At 71.6% G+C, this 19,020-nt stretch carries 15 protein-coding genes; 9 read left to right on the top strand and 6 right to left on the bottom strand.

All coding sequences use genetic code 11. The annotated features are described in order from the left end of the window. Window positions 1–57: 57 nt before the first annotated feature. On the top strand, window positions 58–2,253 hold the full coding sequence (locus FOF48_RS33835; protein WP_143908700.1) for a PQQ-binding-like beta-propeller repeat protein: 2,196 nt from the start codon (window positions 58–60) through the stop codon (window positions 2,251–2,253). A 75-nt stretch (window positions 2,254–2,328) separates the two neighbouring features. Here FOF48_RS33835 and FOF48_RS33830 read toward each other — a convergent pair whose 3' ends face one another. Beyond that, window positions 2,329–3,258, bottom strand: a complete 930-nt coding sequence (locus FOF48_RS33830) for a hypothetical protein (protein WP_186002183.1) — start codon at window positions 3,256–3,258, stop codon at window positions 2,329–2,331. 51 nt (window positions 3,259–3,309) lie between these two features. On the opposite strand from FOF48_RS33830, the gene FOF48_RS33825 reads away from it, so the two are divergent. Then, the gene (locus FOF48_RS33825; protein ID WP_143908698.1) at window positions 3,310–4,347 is read left to right on the top strand and encodes an alpha/beta fold hydrolase; all 1,038 of its coding nucleotides are present in this window, start codon (window positions 3,310–3,312) and stop codon (window positions 4,345–4,347) included. Here FOF48_RS33825 and udk read toward each other — a convergent pair. The 3 genes from udk to FOF48_RS33810 form a co-directional block, all read right to left on the bottom strand. Next, complete coding sequence (gene udk, locus FOF48_RS33820; RefSeq protein WP_143908696.1) at window positions 4,344–4,982, bottom strand: uridine kinase; 639 nt, start codon at window positions 4,980–4,982, stop codon at window positions 4,344–4,346. The two genes, FOF48_RS33825 and udk, sit on opposite strands and share 4 nt — an antisense overlap. A gap of 68 nt (window positions 4,983–5,050) precedes the next feature. Continuing rightward, window positions 5,051–6,697 (bottom strand): DUF692 family multinuclear iron-containing protein, encoded by a 1,647-nt coding sequence (locus FOF48_RS33815; RefSeq protein ID WP_143908694.1) that lies wholly within the window; start codon window positions 6,695–6,697, stop codon window positions 5,051–5,053. Between the two features lie 9 nt (window positions 6,698–6,706). Further along, entirely contained in the window at window positions 6,707–7,186 is a 480-nt protein-coding gene (locus FOF48_RS33810; RefSeq protein ID WP_143908692.1) for a helix-turn-helix domain-containing protein, read from the bottom strand. 138 nt (window positions 7,187–7,324) lie between these two features. Between FOF48_RS33810 and FOF48_RS33805 the strand changes: the two genes are divergently transcribed. The 3 genes from FOF48_RS33805 (at window position 7,325) to FOF48_RS33795 (ending at window position 10,369) form a co-directional block, all read left to right on the top strand. Next, a complete protein-coding gene (locus FOF48_RS33805; protein WP_143908690.1) occupies window positions 7,325–8,110 on the top strand; it encodes an SDR family NAD(P)-dependent oxidoreductase in 786 nt (261 codons plus the stop codon). A 37-nt stretch (window positions 8,111–8,147) separates the two neighbouring features. After that, the gene (locus FOF48_RS33800) at window positions 8,148–8,897 is read left to right on the top strand and encodes an SDR family NAD(P)-dependent oxidoreductase (RefSeq protein WP_143908688.1); all 750 of its coding nucleotides are present in this window, start codon (window positions 8,148–8,150) and stop codon (window positions 8,895–8,897) included. Window positions 8,898–9,040: 143 nt separating this feature from the next. After that, window positions 9,041–10,369 carry a ferritin-like domain-containing protein gene (locus FOF48_RS33795; RefSeq protein ID WP_143908686.1) on the top strand — a complete coding sequence of 443 codons (1,329 nt, stop codon included), beginning with the start codon at window positions 9,041–9,043 and terminating at the stop codon, window positions 10,367–10,369. 21 nt (window positions 10,370–10,390) lie between these two features. Here FOF48_RS33795 and FOF48_RS33790 read toward each other — a convergent pair whose 3' ends face one another. After that, window positions 10,391–10,711, bottom strand: coding sequence for a hypothetical protein (locus tag FOF48_RS33790; RefSeq protein WP_143908684.1), 321 nt, complete (start codon window positions 10,709–10,711; stop codon window positions 10,391–10,393). Window positions 10,712–10,937: 226 nt separating this feature from the next. On the opposite strand from FOF48_RS33790, the gene FOF48_RS33785 reads away from it, so the two are divergent. The 4 genes from FOF48_RS33785 (at window position 10,938) to FOF48_RS33770 (ending at window position 17,275) form a co-directional block, all read left to right on the top strand. Continuing rightward, window positions 10,938–11,741: a GNAT family N-acetyltransferase gene (locus FOF48_RS33785; RefSeq protein WP_143908682.1), complete on the top strand. Its 804-nt coding sequence runs from the start codon at window positions 10,938–10,940 to the stop codon at window positions 11,739–11,741. A 48-nt stretch (window positions 11,742–11,789) separates the two neighbouring features. Beyond that, a complete protein-coding gene (locus FOF48_RS33780) occupies window positions 11,790–14,204 on the top strand; it encodes a YfhO family protein (protein ID WP_143908680.1) in 2,415 nt (804 codons plus the stop codon). 141 nt (window positions 14,205–14,345) lie between these two features. Beyond that, window positions 14,346–15,611 carry a hypothetical protein gene (locus tag FOF48_RS33775; RefSeq protein WP_255442969.1) on the top strand — a complete coding sequence of 422 codons (1,266 nt, stop codon included), beginning with the start codon at window positions 14,346–14,348 and terminating at the stop codon, window positions 15,609–15,611. A 68-nt stretch (window positions 15,612–15,679) separates the two neighbouring features. Continuing rightward, a complete protein-coding gene (locus FOF48_RS33770; RefSeq protein ID WP_235685818.1) occupies window positions 15,680–17,275 on the top strand; it encodes an ATP-binding protein in 1,596 nt (531 codons plus the stop codon). Between the two features lie 30 nt (window positions 17,276–17,305). Here the strand turns inward: FOF48_RS33770 and FOF48_RS33765 are convergent, their stop codons facing one another. Beyond that, window positions 17,306–18,988 carry a hypothetical protein gene (locus FOF48_RS33765; protein WP_143908678.1) on the bottom strand — a complete coding sequence of 561 codons (1,683 nt, stop codon included), beginning with the start codon at window positions 18,986–18,988 and terminating at the stop codon, window positions 17,306–17,308. Window positions 18,989–19,020: the final 32 nt, after the last annotated feature.

Below are 19,020 nucleotides of genomic sequence, written 5' to 3'. Positions count from 1 at the left end.
GGTCCGTATGGGCGGCGGATGCTAGCCACCGCTAAACTGGCTTGTCAACGAACGTCAATGACCCGGCTACGCATCGGACACCACTGGAAGCGCGAACCGTCAGCCTCCCCGCTCGATTCCATCGCGCTGGAACTGGACGGCGTGAACCTGTTGTCCGGGGCGGTGGAGGAGCCCCTGACGGAGGTCATTCCCGCTCTGGTGGAGGCGGTGGCGGCCCTGCACGCGGGGCGACGGCGGTTGGCGCAGGTTTCGCTCACCGAAGCGCACCTGGAGCTCGTGCTGCGGCGCATCGGACCGGACATCGAACTTTCGGTGGCGAGCCTGGCCCGACCGGCTCACCTCCTGCGCCCGCCCATCCGGGTGGACGCCGAGGAGCTCACCCGGGCGACCCGCCAGAGCGGCCAACGCTTCCTCCAGGACGTGACGAAGCTCGCCCCCAAGGCCCTGTCGGCCGCGGCCGCCCGGAAGCTGGGCGAGGCGCTCAAGGGCCTGGGAAAGGCCACCCCGCAGAGGGAGGACGCGCCGGCGCCCCCCACCCCGCTCCGGATCGAGCCCGTGTCGGTGCCGGGGTTCGGCTTCGAGCTGAAGGACATCTCCCCCGCCTCGCGCGAGGCCCCCTCGAAGGGCCCCCCTGGGGCGCTGGCGCCGCTGCTGGGCGCGGGTGAGGTGTGGCTCGCGCTGCCCGGGCGGCCTCAGGCGTGGCGCGCGCAGGGGCCGCCCTTCCTCACGGTGCTGGAGCTGTCCCGGCAGGCGGTGGAGCTGGCGCGGGCCGTGGAGCTGGGTGAGGCCCGCTTCGAGTTCGAGCCCGCGGGCGTGCGCCCCGTCCTGACGCTGGACCTCCCAGGCCGGCGGGCGAAGCTCGGGCCCACGGGGGCGTACTTCGAGCTGGAGCCGGCGGCGCTCCTCTCCGCGCTCTTCCAGTTGGGGGAGGCGCTGGGGCTGGCCTTCGCGGAGGCCCACCGGGTCCAGGTCTCCAACCCGTACCTCGTGGAGCTGGCGGAGCGCTGCCGTGAGGGGCTGTCGCACCTGCGAGGCGCCCACAAGCCTCCGGAGGCGGAGGGCGAGGCGCGCGAGCGCAGGAGCCCCCCGGCGCGCGGCGAGTCCCGCCCCCTGAAGGTGTCCGGGAAGCTGCGGCGCCTGCGCTTCGAGAAGCTGTGGGAGCAGCGCGGGCTGGAGGAGCCGGAGGAGGCGCGGCTGCTGCTGGGCCGCCACGGGCCGGTGTACTGCGCGCCGGGGCTCGCGGGCGCGTTCTCACGCAAGGACGGCGCGGTGTTGTGGCGGCGCTCCGCGTCACTGGGCGTGGCGGCATCCGCGGACGGCTACGCGGTGGCGGCGGACGACGCGCGCGTGTACGGCTTCACCGGCCGGGGCCCGGGCGCGCGCTGGCTGCACGACCACGACGGCATCCCCCTGGGGCCGCTGCTGCTTCGCAAGGACGGGCTGCTCCTGACGCTGTCGGAGGACCGCACGGCGGTGGCCTTCTCGGAGACCACGGGCCGCGAGCAATGGCGTCTGGCCCCGCCCCGGACGCAGCGCGGGTGGCTGGCCACGCAGGGGCACCGGGCGCTCCTGTCCACGGACTCGGGCTATCTCTACGGCCTGGACCTGGAGGATGGACAGGTGCGCTACCGGCTGCGCTCGCCCCTGCCCTTCCACGGGCCTCCGGTGGCGTGGGGCCGGCGCTTCCTGGCGCTCCTGGGGCGCGGCTCGCATCAGGCGTTGCTGCTCGCGGACGCGCACACCGGCGAAGCGCAGTGGACGTACGAGCCGGGCCTCACCCAGCCCTCCAAGCCGCTGCCGGTGGGCACGCGGGCGCTCCTGGCCGGGATGCGGGACGACGACGGGTTCCTGCTGTGCCTGGACTCGCGCGGGCGCAAGGTCTGGGAGCGCGCCCTGCACCTGGGGCCCGGGCCCTACGCCCTGGCACCCCTGCCGCGCGCAGTGGTGGTGACGAGCGCGTCCGGAGCCGCCACCCGGGTGGCGCTGTCCGGGCAGGTCGACTGGCGCGTGGGGGCCGCCGGCGAACCGTTGATCACCGCGCTGCCGGCGCGCACCGCGCGCGACGTGACGCTGGTGGCGGGAGAAGTGGTGCGCGCGGTGGACCCCCGCGGCGGTCAGGTGCTCGCGGAGGTCCGCGCGGGGGCGGGGCTGGTCGCGCTCCAGGCCGACGTGCGCCTCAACCTGTACTTCCTGGACGACGCCGGCACGCTGTCCGCGTACCGGCTGGGCTCGCACTTCGCCGTCGTGAAGTAGCGCGGGCGGGGCTCATCCGCCCATCGCCCATCGCTAGAACGAAGGGCTCATCCGCCCATCGCTAGAACGAAGGGCTCATCCGCCCTTCTTGGCGGAGGCCTTGGCCGGGTCGATGTCCTCCTCCGGCCGCTCCTCCTGGGTGGCGCCCTCCCACGTCTCGTTGGCGCCCAGCTTCCACTCCGACGGCACCTCCATCTTCCACACGTAGGTGGCGTTGGCGTTGCCGCCAGAGGCCGCGTGCGAGGAGACGTTGATGGTCATCTCCAGCTTCGACACGTCCGCGGGCAGCAGGTCCAGGTCGTAGTGGCCCAGCACCATCTGCGGGGGGAACTCGGTGACGAGGCGCTCGGGGTAGTCGATCTTCATCGACGGGTCCCCGCCGCGCATCTCGCCCAGCAGCTTGCCCTTCGCGTCGGTGAGCTTCCACACCGTGTCGAACGCGGCGCTGGTGACCATCTTCTTCACCTTGCCCTCGTCCTTCTCCACCCGCTGCGCGCCCCAGAGCACCAGCTGCAGGCGCACCTGCGGCTTGCCCATCACCATCACCACGTCGTTGGAGACGATGTCCAGGCGCATGCCCTTGTCGGTGGCGGTCCACACCGGGCGGTAGCGCCCCTCGTGCAGGGCGTCGAACTGCTTGCGCGCGTACTCGTAGAACGCCTTGCGGTCATTCGCGCGGGTGTCCTTCTTGTCGCCGCCCGACTCCGCGCGCTTGTCCAGCTCCGCGAGGTAGCCGTCGAACTTCTTGTTGCCCCCGAAGCGCGTCAGGTGCGCGTCGATGTCATCGAAGTACGCCTTGAGGAAGGGCTTCAGCTCGTCCCGGTAGGAGGCCTCGTCCGGGTTGGAGCGCATCCACCCCACGCGCTCCAGGTAGACGGCCTGGATGCGGCGAAAGTCCGCGTCCCGCTCCGCCTCCTGCGCCCGGGCGGAGGCGGTGCGATGGCTCGCCACCGCGGCGACGATCACCAGGGCGATGACAACGATGATTCCGAAGTAGCGCTTCAAGCGACAGGCTCCTGTGCGTTCGGGCAGGCAATGATATGAGCCTGCATCATCGTGCCCCAGGCCGAGGGAATCCACCTGTTCACCGTCCCCCTTCCCCTGGAGGAAGGGGATCTGCTGGGAAGCCCCCAGATCGCTTGGCAGGCCTATGGGAAACCGTCTGATGGCAAAGCGGTGGTGGTGCTGCACGACCTGTCGCATTCCCATCAAGCGCTGAGCACGGAAGTGAACGGGCCCTACCAACCTTCGGGCTGGGGCCGTGAGCTCATCGGGCCGGGCAAGGCGCTGGATCCGGACGTGACGCCCGTCCTGGTGCCCAATCTGCTGGGCAGCCCCTTCGGCTCCACGTCGCCGGTGACGCCGGAGCCGAACAGCGGGAGGGTCTGGGGCGCGGCGCTGCCTCCCATCACCGTGCTGGACATGGCGCGCGGCGTGTCCGCGCTGCTCCGGGCGCGGGAGCTCACGCGCGTGCGGGCGCTGGTGGGCGTGGGCCTGGGCGGGCTCGTGGCGCTGCGGCTCGCGGCGCTGTTCCCGGAGCTGGCGGACGGCGTGATCGTGCTGGGCGCGGCGCGAGCGCTGCCGGAGGGCCTGCGCGAGAAGCTGGGCCTCACGTCCCAGGTGCTGCGCATGGCCCCCGACAACGAGGACACCCCGCCGCTGCGTGAGCGCGTCCCCAACCGGACGCTGGCGCGGCTGCGGCTGGACTACCTCAAGCTGCTCTACGGACGCGACCACCTGAGCACGGCGTATCCGGACAGCGCGACCGCGCAGGCGGCGCTGGAGGCGGAGGCCGCGTCATTCGCGGACACGTTCGATCCGGCGGCGTGGTCGGTGCTGTGCTCGGCCTACGCGGCCTGCGACCTGACGGACGCGTTCCCGAAGATCAAGGCGCGGGTGCTGCTGCTCGCGGGCGCGACGGACGCGCTGGCGCCAGCGGGGCGCGTGCGCGACACGTACCACCTGCTGACGGCGGCCGGGGTGCAGGCGCGGTTCGTGGAGCTGCAGGGGCCGGGAGATCACGGCACCTTGCTGGCGGACGCACACCGGCTCAAGGGGCCGGTGCAGGACTTCCTGCGCTGGCTGCGAGGCTAGCGCGGCGTCTGGTGCTGGGAGGCGAGCCGCGCCCGGAGCGCGCCCACGAGCATCCCGATGGCGATGTCGTTGTTGCCGCCGTGCGGGATGATGATGTCCGCGTGGTGCTTGGACGGCTCCACGAAGCCCATGTGCATGGGGCGCACGTGGCGCAGGTACTGGCCCACCACGTGGTCGAAGTCGCGGCCGCGGTCCTTGATGTCCCGCGTGAGGCGGCGAAGGATGCGCAGGTCGTCGTCCGCGTCGACGTAGATCTTCACGTCCATCTCGTCGCGGACCTCCTTCATGTGCAGCACGAGGATGCCCTCGATGAGGATGATGTCCCCGGGGTCCACGCGGTGCGTGTGCTGCTGGCGGCCGGACGTGACGAAATCGTAGACGGGCTTCTGGATGGCGTGGCCCTGCTTGAGGGCGCGCAGGTGGCTGACCAGCAGCTCCGTATCGAACGCGTCGGGATGGTCGAAGTTCACCTCCCGCCGGTCCACCAGGGACATCTCCTTCAGGTCCCGGTAGTACGAATCCTGATCAATGAAGGCGACCCGGCAGTCGGCGAGGGCCTCACGCACCTTGCGGGCCACCGTGGTCTTACCGGACGCGGTGCCGCCCGCGATGCCAACGACGAGGGGAGACGACATGCGGCGGGCAGTATCCCACCAGACAGGTGGGCGCAAGGATCCGTTGACGGGCCCTCGCCAGGCGTCCTTCACCCCCGCCGCAAGAGGCCTCGACCCTGCCCTTCCGCGAGCAGCCACGCGGGCAAGTCCTCCAACGGACGCGGGCCTTCGGCGAGCATCCGCAGCCCCTCCGCGACCTCCGGCGGCAGCGTCAGGACCTCGAAGCCCGTCCCCTTCCGGCGGATGGCGAAGCGCCAGGGCCCCGGTCCAGGCCGGGCCGCCACCTGGGCCAGGGCCTCCAATCCAGACGTCTCCAGGGCCCCACAGGCCCACGCACGGCCGGTGAGGTGCCGCCGCAATGCGCGTGCGGCGAACACCAGCTCCGTCAGGTCCGCGGGGAAGGCGCCCAGGCGGACGTCCTCGGCCAGCGCCACCTGTCCCGGGGCGGGAGGCTCGGGCGGCTGGAGGAAGGCGTGCGGGAGCATCATCTCCAGCGACAGCGCGGCGGCCACCCCGTCCGACGGCGCGGCCATCACCCGCTTGCGCGCCCAGGACGCGAACGCGTGCGGCAGCGACCGGCCCAGGCCGTCGAAGAGGCCCCGGTACTCGCGCGAGCGGGTGAAGGCCTCGAGCCCCTCGGGCGTCGCCGCGAGCAACAGCCGCGTCAGGGGCCAGTCCCGGTCCAGCTGCTCGGCCACCACCGCCAGCCGGAAGTCCCGGTCCGCGCTCGTGCCCTCCGGGTCCTCATCCTCCGCGGCGGGCGTCACGCCATGCCCCGCGTCGAACAGCGCCCACGGACGGCTCTCTCCAGTGAGCGCGGGCACGGGCCCCTTCGCCGAAGGAAGGGTGAGGGCCGGACGGGACTCCTTCGGCACGAGCGCCCGCAGGCGGCGCAGCGACACGAGCGCCACCTCTGGCGGATGGCCGTCGCCCTCGAACGTGACGGCGCGCAGGCGTGGGCAGCGCGGGAGCACCTCCGCCAGCAGCTCGAACAGCTCCTCGCGCACGGGCTGCGTGTGGTCGTCCACGTAGAAGGTCCGCGCCCCCCGGCGCGTCACCACCCCGCCCGCGAGGTGGATCTCCACCACCTGATCCAACGGGAAGCCGTCCAGCCCCGTTCGCGGAGGCAGCCCCGCGGACAGCTGGTGGCTGAGGAGGTGGCCCAGGTCCAGGAGCAACGGCAGGCCCGTGCGAGCGTGCAGCCTGGCCATGAAGTCCAGCGCGTGAAGCCCGCCGCGCGTGGCGAGCACCGCGGGGTTCTCCACCACCAGCGGGACGCTCAACCCCGCCTGGATGTGGAGCGCGTGCGCCGCGCAGTCCCGGACGCCCGCCTCGCTGAACGGCGGCGTCACATAGAGGTAGCCCGGGAAGGGCTGCCCGCCCGCGTGCCACCACCCCACGTCGTTGCCCACCCAGGGGCTGCCCACCGCCCGCGCGTGCGCGTCCAGTGCCGCGAGCGCGGACGCGGGCTCCAGCTCCGGCCCCCAGAGGTTCAGGTGCACCGGGTGGAAGAGCACCGGCACCTCTTCACGCCGACGCCACATCTCCGGAAAGAGCGTGGCCTGCGCCCTCGCCTCCTCCAACGCGATGGGCGCGCTGTACTCCACGAAGTCGAAGAGCCCAGGCGAGCTGTCGAGCAGCCGGTACGGATGCGGCACGTCCGACGCACTCAGGTTGCTGCTCAGCCCCAGCCCCAGCCAGGGCAGGGACCACGATTCAGGCACGGGACGCGTCATGGCCTCACCCTAATCAGCCCGGCTCGCCTTGTGGGGCCTGCCTTCTGGCGCCTCCAGGCCCAGGCGCGTGTCCTGGGAGGTGAGCAGCCGCCCATCCGCCGCGCGCACCTCCAGCGGCTTCAGCGGCTGGCCATGGGCCTTGTCGAGGAGCCGCGTGCGCGCCTCGCCCGGCTCGAAGCAGTGCGCGTGGCCCCACTCTCCCAGGGCGACGAGGATGGGAAAGAGGCCCCTCCCCTTCTCCGTCAACACGTACTCACTCCAGGCGCTGCCGTCGGACGCGGGGCGGACCTCCAGGATGCCGTGCGAGACCAGGTGGCGCAGGCGCTGCGAGAGGATGTTCTTCGCCACGCCCAGGCTCTTCTGGAACTCGCCAAAGCGGCGCAGCCCGGCATGCGCGTCGCGAACGATGAGCAGCGACCACCAGTCCCCCATGACATCCAGGGACCGGGCCACCGGGCACACCGTCCCCTCCATGCTCGTCCGCTTCATCGCCGCCTCCTTCCGTCCGGGGAGATGCCGGCCCCGTCGCCGGGGACCTCATCGCATCGGGTTGCATAACGAAACCACCGCGTTTATTCATCCGCCAATTGGTTTCATCATGAAACCATTTAAACCGGAGGCAATCGGATGCGGCTCAAGGGGAAGACGGCGCTGATCACGGGTGGCAACAGCGGCATCGGGCTGGCGACGGCGCGGCTGTTCGTGGCGGAGGGAGCGCGGGTGGCCATCACCGGGCGCAATCCGCGGACGCTGGACGCGGTGGTGAAGGAGCTGGGCGGGGACGTGCTGGCGGTGCAGGCGGACGCCACCCAGCCGGCGGCGCTGGAGCGCGCGGTGGCGGCGACGGTGGAGCGGTTCGGCGGGCTGGACATCGTGTTCGCGAACGCGGGCATCGCCGGAGAGACGTTCGTGGGGAAGACCTCGCTGGAGGCGTTCGCGTCCATCCTGGAGACCAACGTCACCGGCGTGTTCTTCACGGTGCAGGCCGCGGCGGCGCACTTGAAGGCGGGGGCGTCCATCATCCTCACGAGCTCGGTGCACAGCGAGCTGGGCATGCCGGGGTACTCGGCGTACGCGGCGAGCAAGGGCGCGCTGAAGGCGATGGCGAGCGTGCTGGCCGCGGAGTTCTCGCCCCAGGGCATCCGCGTCAACGTCGTATCGCCCGGCGCGACGCGCACGCCCATCTGGGCCAAGTCCGCGCCCGACCCGACGGCCCATGCCCAGTTGCACAAGCGCATCTCCGCCACCGTCCCCATGGGCCGCATGGGCGAGCCCGAGGAGATCGCGAAGACGGTGTTGTTCCTCGCCTCGGATGACGCGTCGTACGTGAATGGTCAGGATCTCTACGTTGACGGTGGCGTCAACGGTGCCGCGTTGGGCGCGGCCCTGTTCCGCGCGCCCGCGCCGGCCTGATACTGGCGACCATTCCTCTCAACCCCTGGACGTGGCGATGACCTCCCCCCTCAAGCCCACCGCGGTCGTGGTGGGCGTCGGCGTTGAACAGGGCCTAGGCGCGGCCCTGTGCCGGAAGTTCGCGGCGCAAGGGCACCATGTGCTGGCCGCCGGGCGTACCCGGGAGAAGCTGTCCCGAGTGGTCGCGACCCTCACGGCCGCGGGCGGCAGCGGAGAGGCCATCGTCACCGACACGACCCAGGAAGCGGACGTCGCCCGGCTTTTCGACCGGGCGATGGCGCCGGGGAGTGGCTTCGCCCCGGTGGACCTGGTCGTGTTCAACGCGGGCAACAACCGCCCCATGCCCTTCCGCGACGTGGACGCCGCGATGTTCGAGGACTTCTGGCGGGTGGGCTGCTTCGGAGGGTTCCTCGTCGGGCGCGAGGCGGCGCGCAGGATGGTGCCCCAGGGCGGGGGCACGGTGATCTTCACCGGCGCTTCGGCCAGCCTGCGCGGCAAGGCCGGCTTCGCGCACTTCGCCGCCGCGAAGGCGGGGCTGCGGATGATCTCCCAGGGCATGGCGCGCGAGTTCGGCCCGCAGGGGCTGCACGTCGCCCATGTCCTCATCGACGGCGGCATCGACGGCGAGCGGGTGCACACGCTCGCCCCGGAGCGGGTGAAGGCGCTCGGCGAGGACGGACTGCTGAACATCGACGCCATCGCGGAGACGTACTGGCAGCTCCACCGCCAGCATCGTTCCGCGTGGACGCAGGAGGTGGACCTGCGGCCCTTCAAGGAGTCGTTCTAGGGCCAGGGCCCGGCCTCAGCTTTCTGAAGCCTCCTCAATTTTCCGAGCACGGGGACCCCTCCCAGGACAGCGCTCCTGACGGGCACGGCGATGGCATTCCCATTGCTCTGCTCGCGGGACACCACGTCCTACGGGAGTCGTCCATGAACACGAATCGGTTGCGGCATCTCTTCTCTCGGGCCCTGCGGGCATCGCTCGCCACGCCCCTGGTGCTGGCGGGTTGCGGCACCCAGTCGGCGGTCCTGGACGGCTACTCCAACATCGAGTGCACGCCGCGGGGCGAGCCCGCCATCACGGACCTGAGCATCCAACCCGCGCAGGACTCGGTCGCGCTTCGCCTCATCACGAGAAATGGCGACGAGACGCCGACGACGTATTCGAACCAGGCCTCCGTGGGTCAGCCCTGCGCGACGGCCTCCGACGTGCCCGCCTGTGAGCAAGCCCTGACGGATGCGCGGTCCACGGAGGGCTTCCACGGCGCCTGCATCCAGGTCTGCTCGGATTACTTCCTGGCGACGACGCGCGGCGACGAGGTGAAGACCTGGTCGTCGCTGAAAGCGCTCCAGCAGCTCCTGGGCGCCGTCGACACCGCGCAGGATGCGGCGCTGCTGACGTTCGCCGCGGGATACCAGCTGAGCTGCGACACGCTCGAGAAGGGGGCGGTGCGGCGGAACGACGACGGGAGCTTCAACGTCGTGGGCACGAAGGGCTTCGCATGCGGAGAGGGCACGAACCTGACGCAGTACGTGGTCAAGGTGTCCGCCAATGGCGAGGTCCACGAAGTGGAGAAGCACGTGCTGGAGAAGGGCAGCAGCAACTGCGCCGTGGGCCGCCGGCCCGCCGGGCTCCAGGACACGGGCGCGGAGGCTTGCGAGGACGCGCTGGGCCAATACTTCGCGACGACCGCGCACCTGGAGGCCGCGTCCATCCACGCCTTCCTGCGCCTGCGTGAGGAGCTGGCCCTGCATGGCGCGGACGCGGGCCTCCTGGACGCGGCGCTCGCGAGCGCCGTGGACGAGGTCGCGCATGCGGAGATGACGGGGCGGCTCGCGCGCCGCTTCGGGGCCACGCCTCCGCCGCCGTCCGTCACGGACGTGCCGCCGCGGCCCCTGGACGCCGTGGCGCGCGACAACGCCGTGGAGGGCTGCGTGCGCGAGACGTTCGGCGCGCTGGTGGCCCACCACCAGGCCCTGCACGCGCGCGATGCCGAGGTGCGCGAGGCCCTGGTCCGCATCGCCGAGGACGAGACGCGGCACGCGGGCCTCTCCTGGGACATCGACCGGTGGGTCCGTTCGCGGCTGTCCGCGCCGGAGCGGGAGGCGCTGCGCGAGGCCCAGCGGCACGCCGTGGCCCTGCTGCGCGCGGAGGTCGCGATGCCCGTCGACGCCGCGCTCGTCACCGAGGCCGGCCTGCCCACGCCCGAGGCCGCGCTGGCGATGCTCGACACGCTGGAGCAGGAGCTCTGGGCCTGAGTCCCACCGGAGGACGCGTGCTCAGGTCGTCGGCTTGCGGGTGGCGGCTTCCCGCGCGGCTTCGAGCACGTCGTCCACCGCGGACTCCACCGCGTCGCTGACCAGCTCCGGCGCGGACGTGCGCCAGCGCTCGAGCGACGCTTCATGCATCGCCTCCGGGTCCTGCAGGCGCGCATCCGCTTCGGGAGCCACCTGCGCGATGCAATCCGGGCACACGCCCTCCAGCGCGCGCGACCAGACCTCCAGGTGCGTGGTGATGAGCACGCCCTCCATGGCCAGGGCCTCGCGCAGCCCCCGCCGGCCCGCGCCGCGCATCTGCGCGCCATGCACGCGATCCAACATCGTCCGCATCCACGAGGCCACCGCCTCTGGCCGCGGACAGGTCTGCCTGCCACACACCCGACATGTCGTCTGCCAGGGCTGTCCTTCGGGGGGATTCATCACTTCCGGCTCCTCGCGCCCGGCGTCCGCGCTCGCTTTAGCAGGGCCCCTGCCCTCGCGCACGTAGACGCGGACCTCGGAGAATGCGGAGAATCCAACTTCTTTGCCCACCCGTGGAGGCAAGCCCATGTCCCGAGCCGAAATCGACGAATCGCATGCGCAGTTCCGTGGAGCGTGGCGGCTGTTCGCGCTGGGGCTGCCCGGTGGCGAGGTGGTGGAGCGGCCGGAGGTGTTCATCACGGCGGGCCACGTGGCGTGGTCGCTGATGAACATGGCGTTCCTCCCGAAGCCGGTGGAGACGGAGGCGGAGCTGGAGCGCGCGGTGGACTCGGCCGCGCGCTACTTCGCGCGAGGGCCCCATGGATGGGCCTTCACGCTCACGCAGGACTGGCTGGCGCCGTCGTTGCGGGAGCGGGCGGACGCCGTGCTTGCGGCGCGGGGCCTCAAGCCCGGCATGGTCACGACGGGCATGGTGGCGGACCGGCTGCTCGAACCGGTGCGCCCGCTGCCGCCGCTCGACCTGCGGCCGGTGCGGGATGCGTGGGGCCACAACGCGATCGCGGACGTGAACGCCGCCAGCTACGACATGCCGCAAGTGCTCGGGCGCGAGGCGCTGGCCGCGCCGGGCATCTTCGGCCCCGAGTGCCGCGCCTTCGTGGGCTGCCACGAGGGCGCCCCCACGACGACCACCGCGGCGCTGCGCGTGGAGGGCGTCGTCTACATCGCGCTCGTGGCGACCCTGGCCGAGCACCGCCGCCAGGGCGCCGCGGAGACCGTCTTGCGCCACGCGCTGGAGCAGGCGAAGGCGGCGTGGGGGCTGGAGCGCACGGTGCTGCATGCCACGGCCGCCGGCGCGCCCGTCTACCGCCGCATGGGCTACCGGGACGTCACGACGTTCTGCTCGTACTTCGCCCCCGCGAAGGGCGCGTGACCGCGCGGGTGGACGGGAGCCCCCCGACGGGGAACAATCCGCGCCCCGATGGAGCCCCCCGCACCGCTGGCGCGCGCTGAACCACGAGTCCCGGGTCCGCGCGCGGCCTGGGCCGTGGTGGGCGGGGCGCTCGGGCTGACGTGCCTGTTCTTCTACCGGGCGGTGTTCAGCGCGCAGGTCTTCACCGGACGCGACATGCTGCTCGTCTACGCGCCCCTGCGCCGCTACTGGGCGGAGCGCGTGGCGGCGGGCGGCTTTCCGAGCTGGTATCCCTTCGACGGACTGGGGCAGTCGTTCCCGGGGATGATGCTCTCCGCAGCGTTCCATCCCTCCCAGTGGGCGGGGCTGGTGCTGTCCACCGGCATGGCGATGAAGCTCTCCGTGCTGCTGTGCCCACCGCTGGCGCTGCTGGGCACGTACGCGCTGCTGCGCCTGTACGCGGTGCCCCGGGCGGGCGCGTTCTTCGCGGGAGTGGCGTTCGCGTACAGCGGCTACCTCGTGTCGCTCACCAGCAGCCTCGCGTACCTGATGGCGGGGGCCACCCTGCCCTTCGCGCTCTGGGCCGCCGTGCGCTTCCTTCGGGAGGCCACACCCGCTCGCGGGGCCATCGCCGCGCTCGGGCTCGCGGGCGTGCTGCTGGCCGGTGACACCTGGGCCTATGCCTTCGCGAACGCGTTCGTGCTGCTGCTCGCGCTGACGGAGACCGGGGCCCGGGCGGTCCTCCTGCGGCGGGCGCTGGGACTCGTGGCGCTGGGTATTGGCATGTCCGCGCCCCAGCTGTTCGCAGGCGTGGCGGTGTTCGCGCGGGGCGCTCCCGGCGCGAGCTCCGTCGAGGACGCGCAGCGCTGGTCGGTGGAGCCCTGGCGCCTCGCGGAGTTCCTGCTGGGGCCATTCCTCGCGAACCCCACCGTGGAGCGCGCGGCGCCGGAGGAGCTCGTCAAGTCGCTGCTGCGAACGGGCGGGTTCTCCACGCTGTGGTCGGAGTCGCTGTTCATCGGCGTCCCCGTGATGGTGCTCGCGGTGGCGGGCCTTCGCTTCATCCCCTTCCGCCGGTGGGCCCCGTTCGGCGCGGCGTGGAGCGCGGTGCTCACGCTGGCGCTCGGATCCGCGCTTCCCGTCTACGCGCTGCTCTACCGCGTGCTGCCGCTGTGGCGGCCGTTCCGCTATCCGGAGAAGCTCGTCGTGCACCTGACGCTGGGGCTGGCGCTGCTCGCGGGCTTCGGATGGAAGGCCGTGGTGGAGGCTCCGGAGCGCCAGCGTTGGACCGCTCGCGCGGCCGGGGCCCTCGCCGGGGTCCTCGCCCTCGTGGCCCTGGTGGAGCGCACGGCGGGCGCGTGGTCCCACCTGTTCGTGCTCGAACGCTGGCCCCAGGTTCCGGCGGAGACGCTGGCCGCGCTCTCCCAGGCGTTCAGCACCGCGGGCTTCATCGCGGCGGGCATCGCGCTGGCTTGCGCGTGCGCCCTGCCAGGGCTCGCGGACTCATGGCCTCGCATGGCCGTGCTGCTCGCGCTCCAGGTGGGCACGTCCTTCACCGCGAATGAACCGCTCATCCTCCTCGGCTCCGAGGAGCTGCTGGACAGCCCGCCGACCTTCATCGAGACCGTGCGGGCGTGGGCGGACCGGAATGGAGACCCCGTGCCCCGCGTGGCATCGCGCATCCAGCGCTACCGCCTGCCGCGCTTCGAAGGCTTCGAATACCAGGACAGCGTCGCGCTGATGTCGCGCGCCACGCTGGTGCCGGACAGCCCCGCGTTGTGGGGCATCGGCACCGCGGAGGCCTATCTGCCCGCGGCGAGCCCGCGCCTGCTGCGCCTCCAGGACGCGGACCCCCGCCTCTTCACCGAGCTGCTGCCTTTCTACGGCGTTCGCGTCAGCGCCTACACGCCAGCGGACTACGACGCCCTGAAACACAAACCCGGACCGGTGGTGGCGCGCGACACCGTCTTCGAACTGCTGCTGGTGGAACACCCGGAGGCACGCCCACGCCTTTCGCTGGCGAGGCCCCGATGCGTCGCGGACGCGGAGGCCGCGCTCAAACTGCTGCGCGATGCGTCCTTCCGCGCCGGCCCCCAGGCCGCGGTGGAATGCGGCGACATGCGCCTGCCCTCCACTGGGACCGGGCCACTGAATGGCCGCCTCCGGGTCGAACGGGATGACCCCGAACACCTCGTCGTCGATGTCGACGCGCCCGAGGACTCGGTGCTTGTCATCAACGACGCGTGGCAAGCCGGTTGGACGGCATGGCTCGATGGCGCCCCCACGCTCCTGCTCCCCGCGAACGTGGCGGTGCGCGCCGTGCCCGCGCCCCAGGGCCCCCACCGGGTCGAACTGCGCTACCGCGCGCCGGGCGTGCAGCCGGGCCTCTGGCTCTGCGCGGCGACGTGGCTCGGGCTGGTGATGGCCGAGGGCTGGCGCCGCCGTTCGCCCCGAAAGTCCGGGGCACCCGCCGCTGACGGGCGCTGACCGCGCGCGTCACCGCCGCACGCCTCTGCCCGGAGGGTCGTCCACTCAACGCTGCACGGGCGCGGTCTCGAAGCCCGGGGTTTTGAGCCGCCGCCCGAGTGCCTAGCTTGGTCTGTCATCCCCCCACCCTGGACTCTCTCCGTGGCGATTCTTCCTCGCACCGACGCCCATCCCGCCTCCTTCACGCGCCTCCCTGTGTTGCTCGGCGCGCTGCTGTTCCTGTCCACCCGCGCCGCCTGGGCGCAGCCCGCGCCGACGCCGCTGGAGGACAACCGCACCATCACGTTGGGCTACATCGACATCGCGTATGAGCTGGGCGGCATCATCGATCCCTCCCTGCTCCCCGGTGGCAGCAGCAGCGCGCGTCCCAACTGGTTCACCTTCGCGCCGCATGCCTCGCAGGCCGGTGGAAAGGGCATGTATGGCACGGCGCTCGCGCGGCATTTCCTGGCGGCGGCACGGCTGCAATCCTCGCTGTCACTGACGAACGCGCTGGACCGGCTGGGGCTGGACGGCGTGCCTCGGCAGCGGCTCCAGGAGCTGTCGCTCCAGCTCATCGCGCAGGGCCTGACGGTGGACGCGGCCACCGCGCTCAGCGTGATGACGACCTCGCTCAACATCGAGGTGCTCGCGGATCCCCGCACCCTGCTGACCACCGCGGCGCGCATGGGCGCGCTGTACTGGAGCGCGCCCAGAAGCTCTCCGCTCGACAAGACGGAGGTCGTCGTCATCACGCTGGAGCGCACGCTGCACGAGGGCAACCTCGCCATCTTCAACGACATCGGCGGTTCGGCGCGGCTGTACCTGGACTGGCGCCGCGACGCCTCGGGCCCCATCACCCCCGAGCGAGTGCTCACTGAGTTCACCCTCGTGGATGCCTTCGCCGCGGAGGCACGGCAGGCATACGACTTCGCCGTCGCGCACGCCGAGGACACGCCGCGCGCGACCCGCATGGACCTGCTCTTCCCCGGCATGCACTGGAAGAGCCTGCTGGTGGCGGCCTTCGCCGTCTACGAGGAGGCCCGCCTCGCGCCCACGCCCGCGCGCCGTGACGCGCTCATCGCCATGGGCACGAACTTCGTCGCGTGGCGTGAACAGCGCGACCAGGCCCAGCCGGTCTTCACGCCCACGGGCTCGCCCACCGACGAGGTGTCCCGCGCGGGCGTGCTCCAGATGCTGACGCCGCTCCTGATGACGGACTTCGGCACGGTGCGTTGGACGTACGCGGACTACGCCAACTCGCAACCGGACCGAGACGGCAACCCGCTCACCCCCCGGCCGTGCGAGTACAGCTGGGCGGACTTCTGGGATCGCTGGAACGGCATCCTCTTCGCGTTCGACGCCGCCTATGCCCGGCCCACGGAGCTGTGGGTCATGCCCGAACCCCTCATGGATCCACTGGGCTGACACACGGCCGGTGCGCTCCGCGCGCTCGCTTGACGGGCGCGGGGGGCGTGCGGGAGCGTGCATCCCCGATGAGTCCCCTCCCCGGCGGTCCTTTCGAAACCGCTCGCCACGCGTCGAAGGACGAGCCGTCGTCGCCGGACGCGGCGTCCGCGCGTGTGCAGAAGGACGCGACCCAGCCCCCGCTCCCGGCCGACGAGGCCGGCATGTCCGCGCAGACCCGCTTGCAGGTCCTGCGGGAGATGATGGCCGAGGCGTTCCTGGCGCTGGACGCGCAGGGAGTCGTCCATGAGCTCAACCACCGGGCCGCGTCCCTCCTGGGCCTGCCATACGGCCGCTGCGAGGGCATGACGCCGTGGGCAGCGCAGCCGATGCTGGCGGGCACGTCGTTGCATGAGCGGCTCCTGGACGCGCTCACCACGCGCGAGCCGTCGCGGTTCCTGTCGGAGCTGCCCTCGGGGGTGTGGCTGGAGGTGTCGGTCCGGCCGGTGGGCGGCGAGACCTGGGTGCTGGCCACGGACATCACCCGCCGCCAGCGCGCGGAGAGCGAGGCCGCGCGCACCGACGAGCGCTTCCGCCAGTTGGGCGAGCGCTTCCAGGTGGCGCTCGAATCCGCGCAGATGGCCGTCTGGGAGACGAACCTCGTCACCGGGCAGGTGTTCCGCTCGGAGGGGCATGACCGGCTCTACGGCTACATGCAGCCCCTGGCGGAGTGGACGCACGAGCGGTTCCTGGCGTCGCTGCATCCGGACGACCGGCCCGCGGTGGAAGCGCAGGTGACGTCCATCTTCCACAACGACGTGCTGTCGTACGCCTCCACGTTCCGCACGCACTGGCCGGACGACACGTGGCACTGGCTGAACAGCCGTGCGCGCGTCATCCGCGACGCGAACGGAAAGGTGATGGTGGTGCGCGGGGCCATCCTGGACATCACCGCGCTGAAGGAGACGGAGGAGGCGTTGCAGGAGGCGGTGCGGACGCGCGACGACTTCCTGTCGGTGGCGAGCCACGAGCTGCGCACGCCGCTCACGTCGCTGCGGCTCCAGGTGGATCTCCTGCGGCGCATGTTCCAGAACCCCACGAGCGATCCGCTGGGCACCGCGAAGGCGACGACGCGGCTGGACGCGGCGGACCGGCAGCTCAAGCGGTTGGGGGCGCTGCTCGACAACCTGCTGGACGTCAGCCGGATCCGCACGGGCAAGCTGGACTTCGACCTGGCGCCAGGCGACCTGGCGACCGTGGCGGAGGACCTGGTGGCGCGCTTCGCGGACGAGGCGAAGCAGTCCGGGGTGGAGCTGGCCGCGCGGCTGGAAGCGCCGGCGCCGGGCCGGTTCGACCGGCTCCGGATGGAGCAGGTGGTGAGCAACCTCATCGCCAATGCGCTGCGCTACGGCCAGGGCTCGCCGGTGCAGGTGTCGCTGCGCCAGCAGGACGATCAACTGAGGCTGGAGGTGCGGGACGGAGGTCCAGGCGTCCCCGAGGTGGAGCGCGAGCGCATCTTCCAGCGCTTCGCCCAGGTCCAGGGCTCCGCGCGCACGGGGGGCCTGGGGTTGGGGCTCTACATCGTGCGGCAGATCCTGGAAGCGCACGGCGGACGTGTCTGGGTGGAGGACGCGCCCGGTGGCGGCGCGGCCTTCGTGGTGACGCTGCCCGCGGACGCGACGTAGGGCAGGCCCTGCGACGGAACCGCGGCCCCTTCAGGGGCTGAGGTACACGGCGCCCTCGTCGAAGGGGCGCTTCACCTCGAAGGCATGAACGCCGGGAGAGGTGAGGTTCAGGGGGTAGCGGCGCACCGCCAGCCCCATCCGATCCTCGACCACGAACACGGTGTAGCGACCCAGCGGCAAGGAGCTGAAGTGGTTGTCGCGCATGCCGCTGTAGATGATCGAGTCATCGTCGTCCATTCGGCGCTCAGGCCTGCGCTCGGCGGACTCTGCTTCCGGATCAACGGCGTCGAGGACCAGCCTGTTCATCGCCTCCGCCGTCGACGGCACTGGAACGTCGCCTTGGACGAGGACGACCCGGCGCCATTCCCCTGCCTCAGGGAACGACACATGCACCGAAGCCGGCCCCGTGCGCAGCCGCAGATGCACCGGGACCGACTCCCCGGGACGCCCCTTGAATCGCAGCGGCCAGAAGCTCCGCCGCGGTGGCAATGGCCAATCCGCGCGACGTTCAGTCTGGGTGACCTTCACGACGCACTCGCATCCTGCCGGTGAGCGCAGGGAGAAACGGCCTTCCGCATCGGACTCGTCACTCCCACCGAAACTGCCTTTACACCAGGACCTGAGGCGGACCCCTTCCAGGGGACGTCCCGTTTCGTCCGCGACCGTGCCCACGGCGGTGGTGTCTGGCACGAGTCGCAACGACACCGCGTCCTCTTCCACGCCCAATGGCCGTGACACCGTGCCACTGAGGTCGTTGCTGGCATGGAGGATCATCGACTCGCGGGGCACATGCTCCAGCACGAACCGGCCATCGGCATCCGCCGTGGTGGTGATCGTGGATCCGGCAAGAAAGGCCTCCATGTCCCAGAGAGCAATCAGTGCCACGGGGATCAACGGCGTGGCGGTCTTTCCATCCTCTCGCACGATTCGGCCGCGCACCGTGCGGCCCTCATCCATGACGATATCCGGGAGCAACGTGCGCTCCGCGCTGGGCGTCACCGTGATGTGCGTGGTCGCGAATCCCTCCGCCTTGAAGGGCAGCGTCCGAGGCCAGGTGCCCTCCAAGGCGACCTCGTAGCGTCCCTCCGGACTCTCGAAGGTTCGCCAGTCCACCGAGAACCGGCGAAGCGGCTTCCCGTCCGGCCCAACGACACGTCCCTCGACCGTGGGTCTGAAGTCGAAGCGCAGCGACGCATCCTTCGCGCTCGCGTCGAGTTCAACCTTCGCGTTGCCCGCGTTGACCTCCACTCGCAGCGGCCCCTCCAGCAGGTGCTCCAGCGCGAAACGCCCGTCCGCATCGGTCCTGCCCCAGGCCTCACTCGCGAAAGCGTCCTGCGTCGCGTCGCCCGAGAAGGCGTGGATCCCGATGTCCGACAACGGGCGGCCATCGCCGCCAACGAGCCGGCCCCGCAGGGGCGCGCGCTCCGGCAGCCCCTTGAAGCCGATGTCCAGGTCGCGGGTTCGACCCGCCTCCATCGTGACCTCGGAGTTGGTGGTCCACTTGGAGAACTCCCCCACCGGATGCACGAACGTCACCCGGTAGCGTCCTGCCTCGACGCCCCGGTACACCCGGGCATCCTTGTCGGAAGCATCGATCCACGCCCCCTGCTTCGACACCGGATCGAGTGCCTTGAGCTCCAGTTCGGGCGCCCGCTTCAGGGACCCATCCGGGAGCAAGGCACGCACCCGCAGCGTGCCCTGCTCGCGCAGCACCAGGGTCAGGTCGGCTGGTGGTGCGTCGAAGA

The sequence above is a fragment of the Corallococcus sp. Z5C101001 genome (assembly GCF_007352635.1).
GTDB lineage: Bacteria > Myxococcota > Myxococcia > Myxococcales > Myxococcaceae > Corallococcus > Corallococcus silvisoli.
Note: the sequence above shows the minus strand (reverse complement) of the source record. Positions and strands in the feature narration are given on the sequence as shown.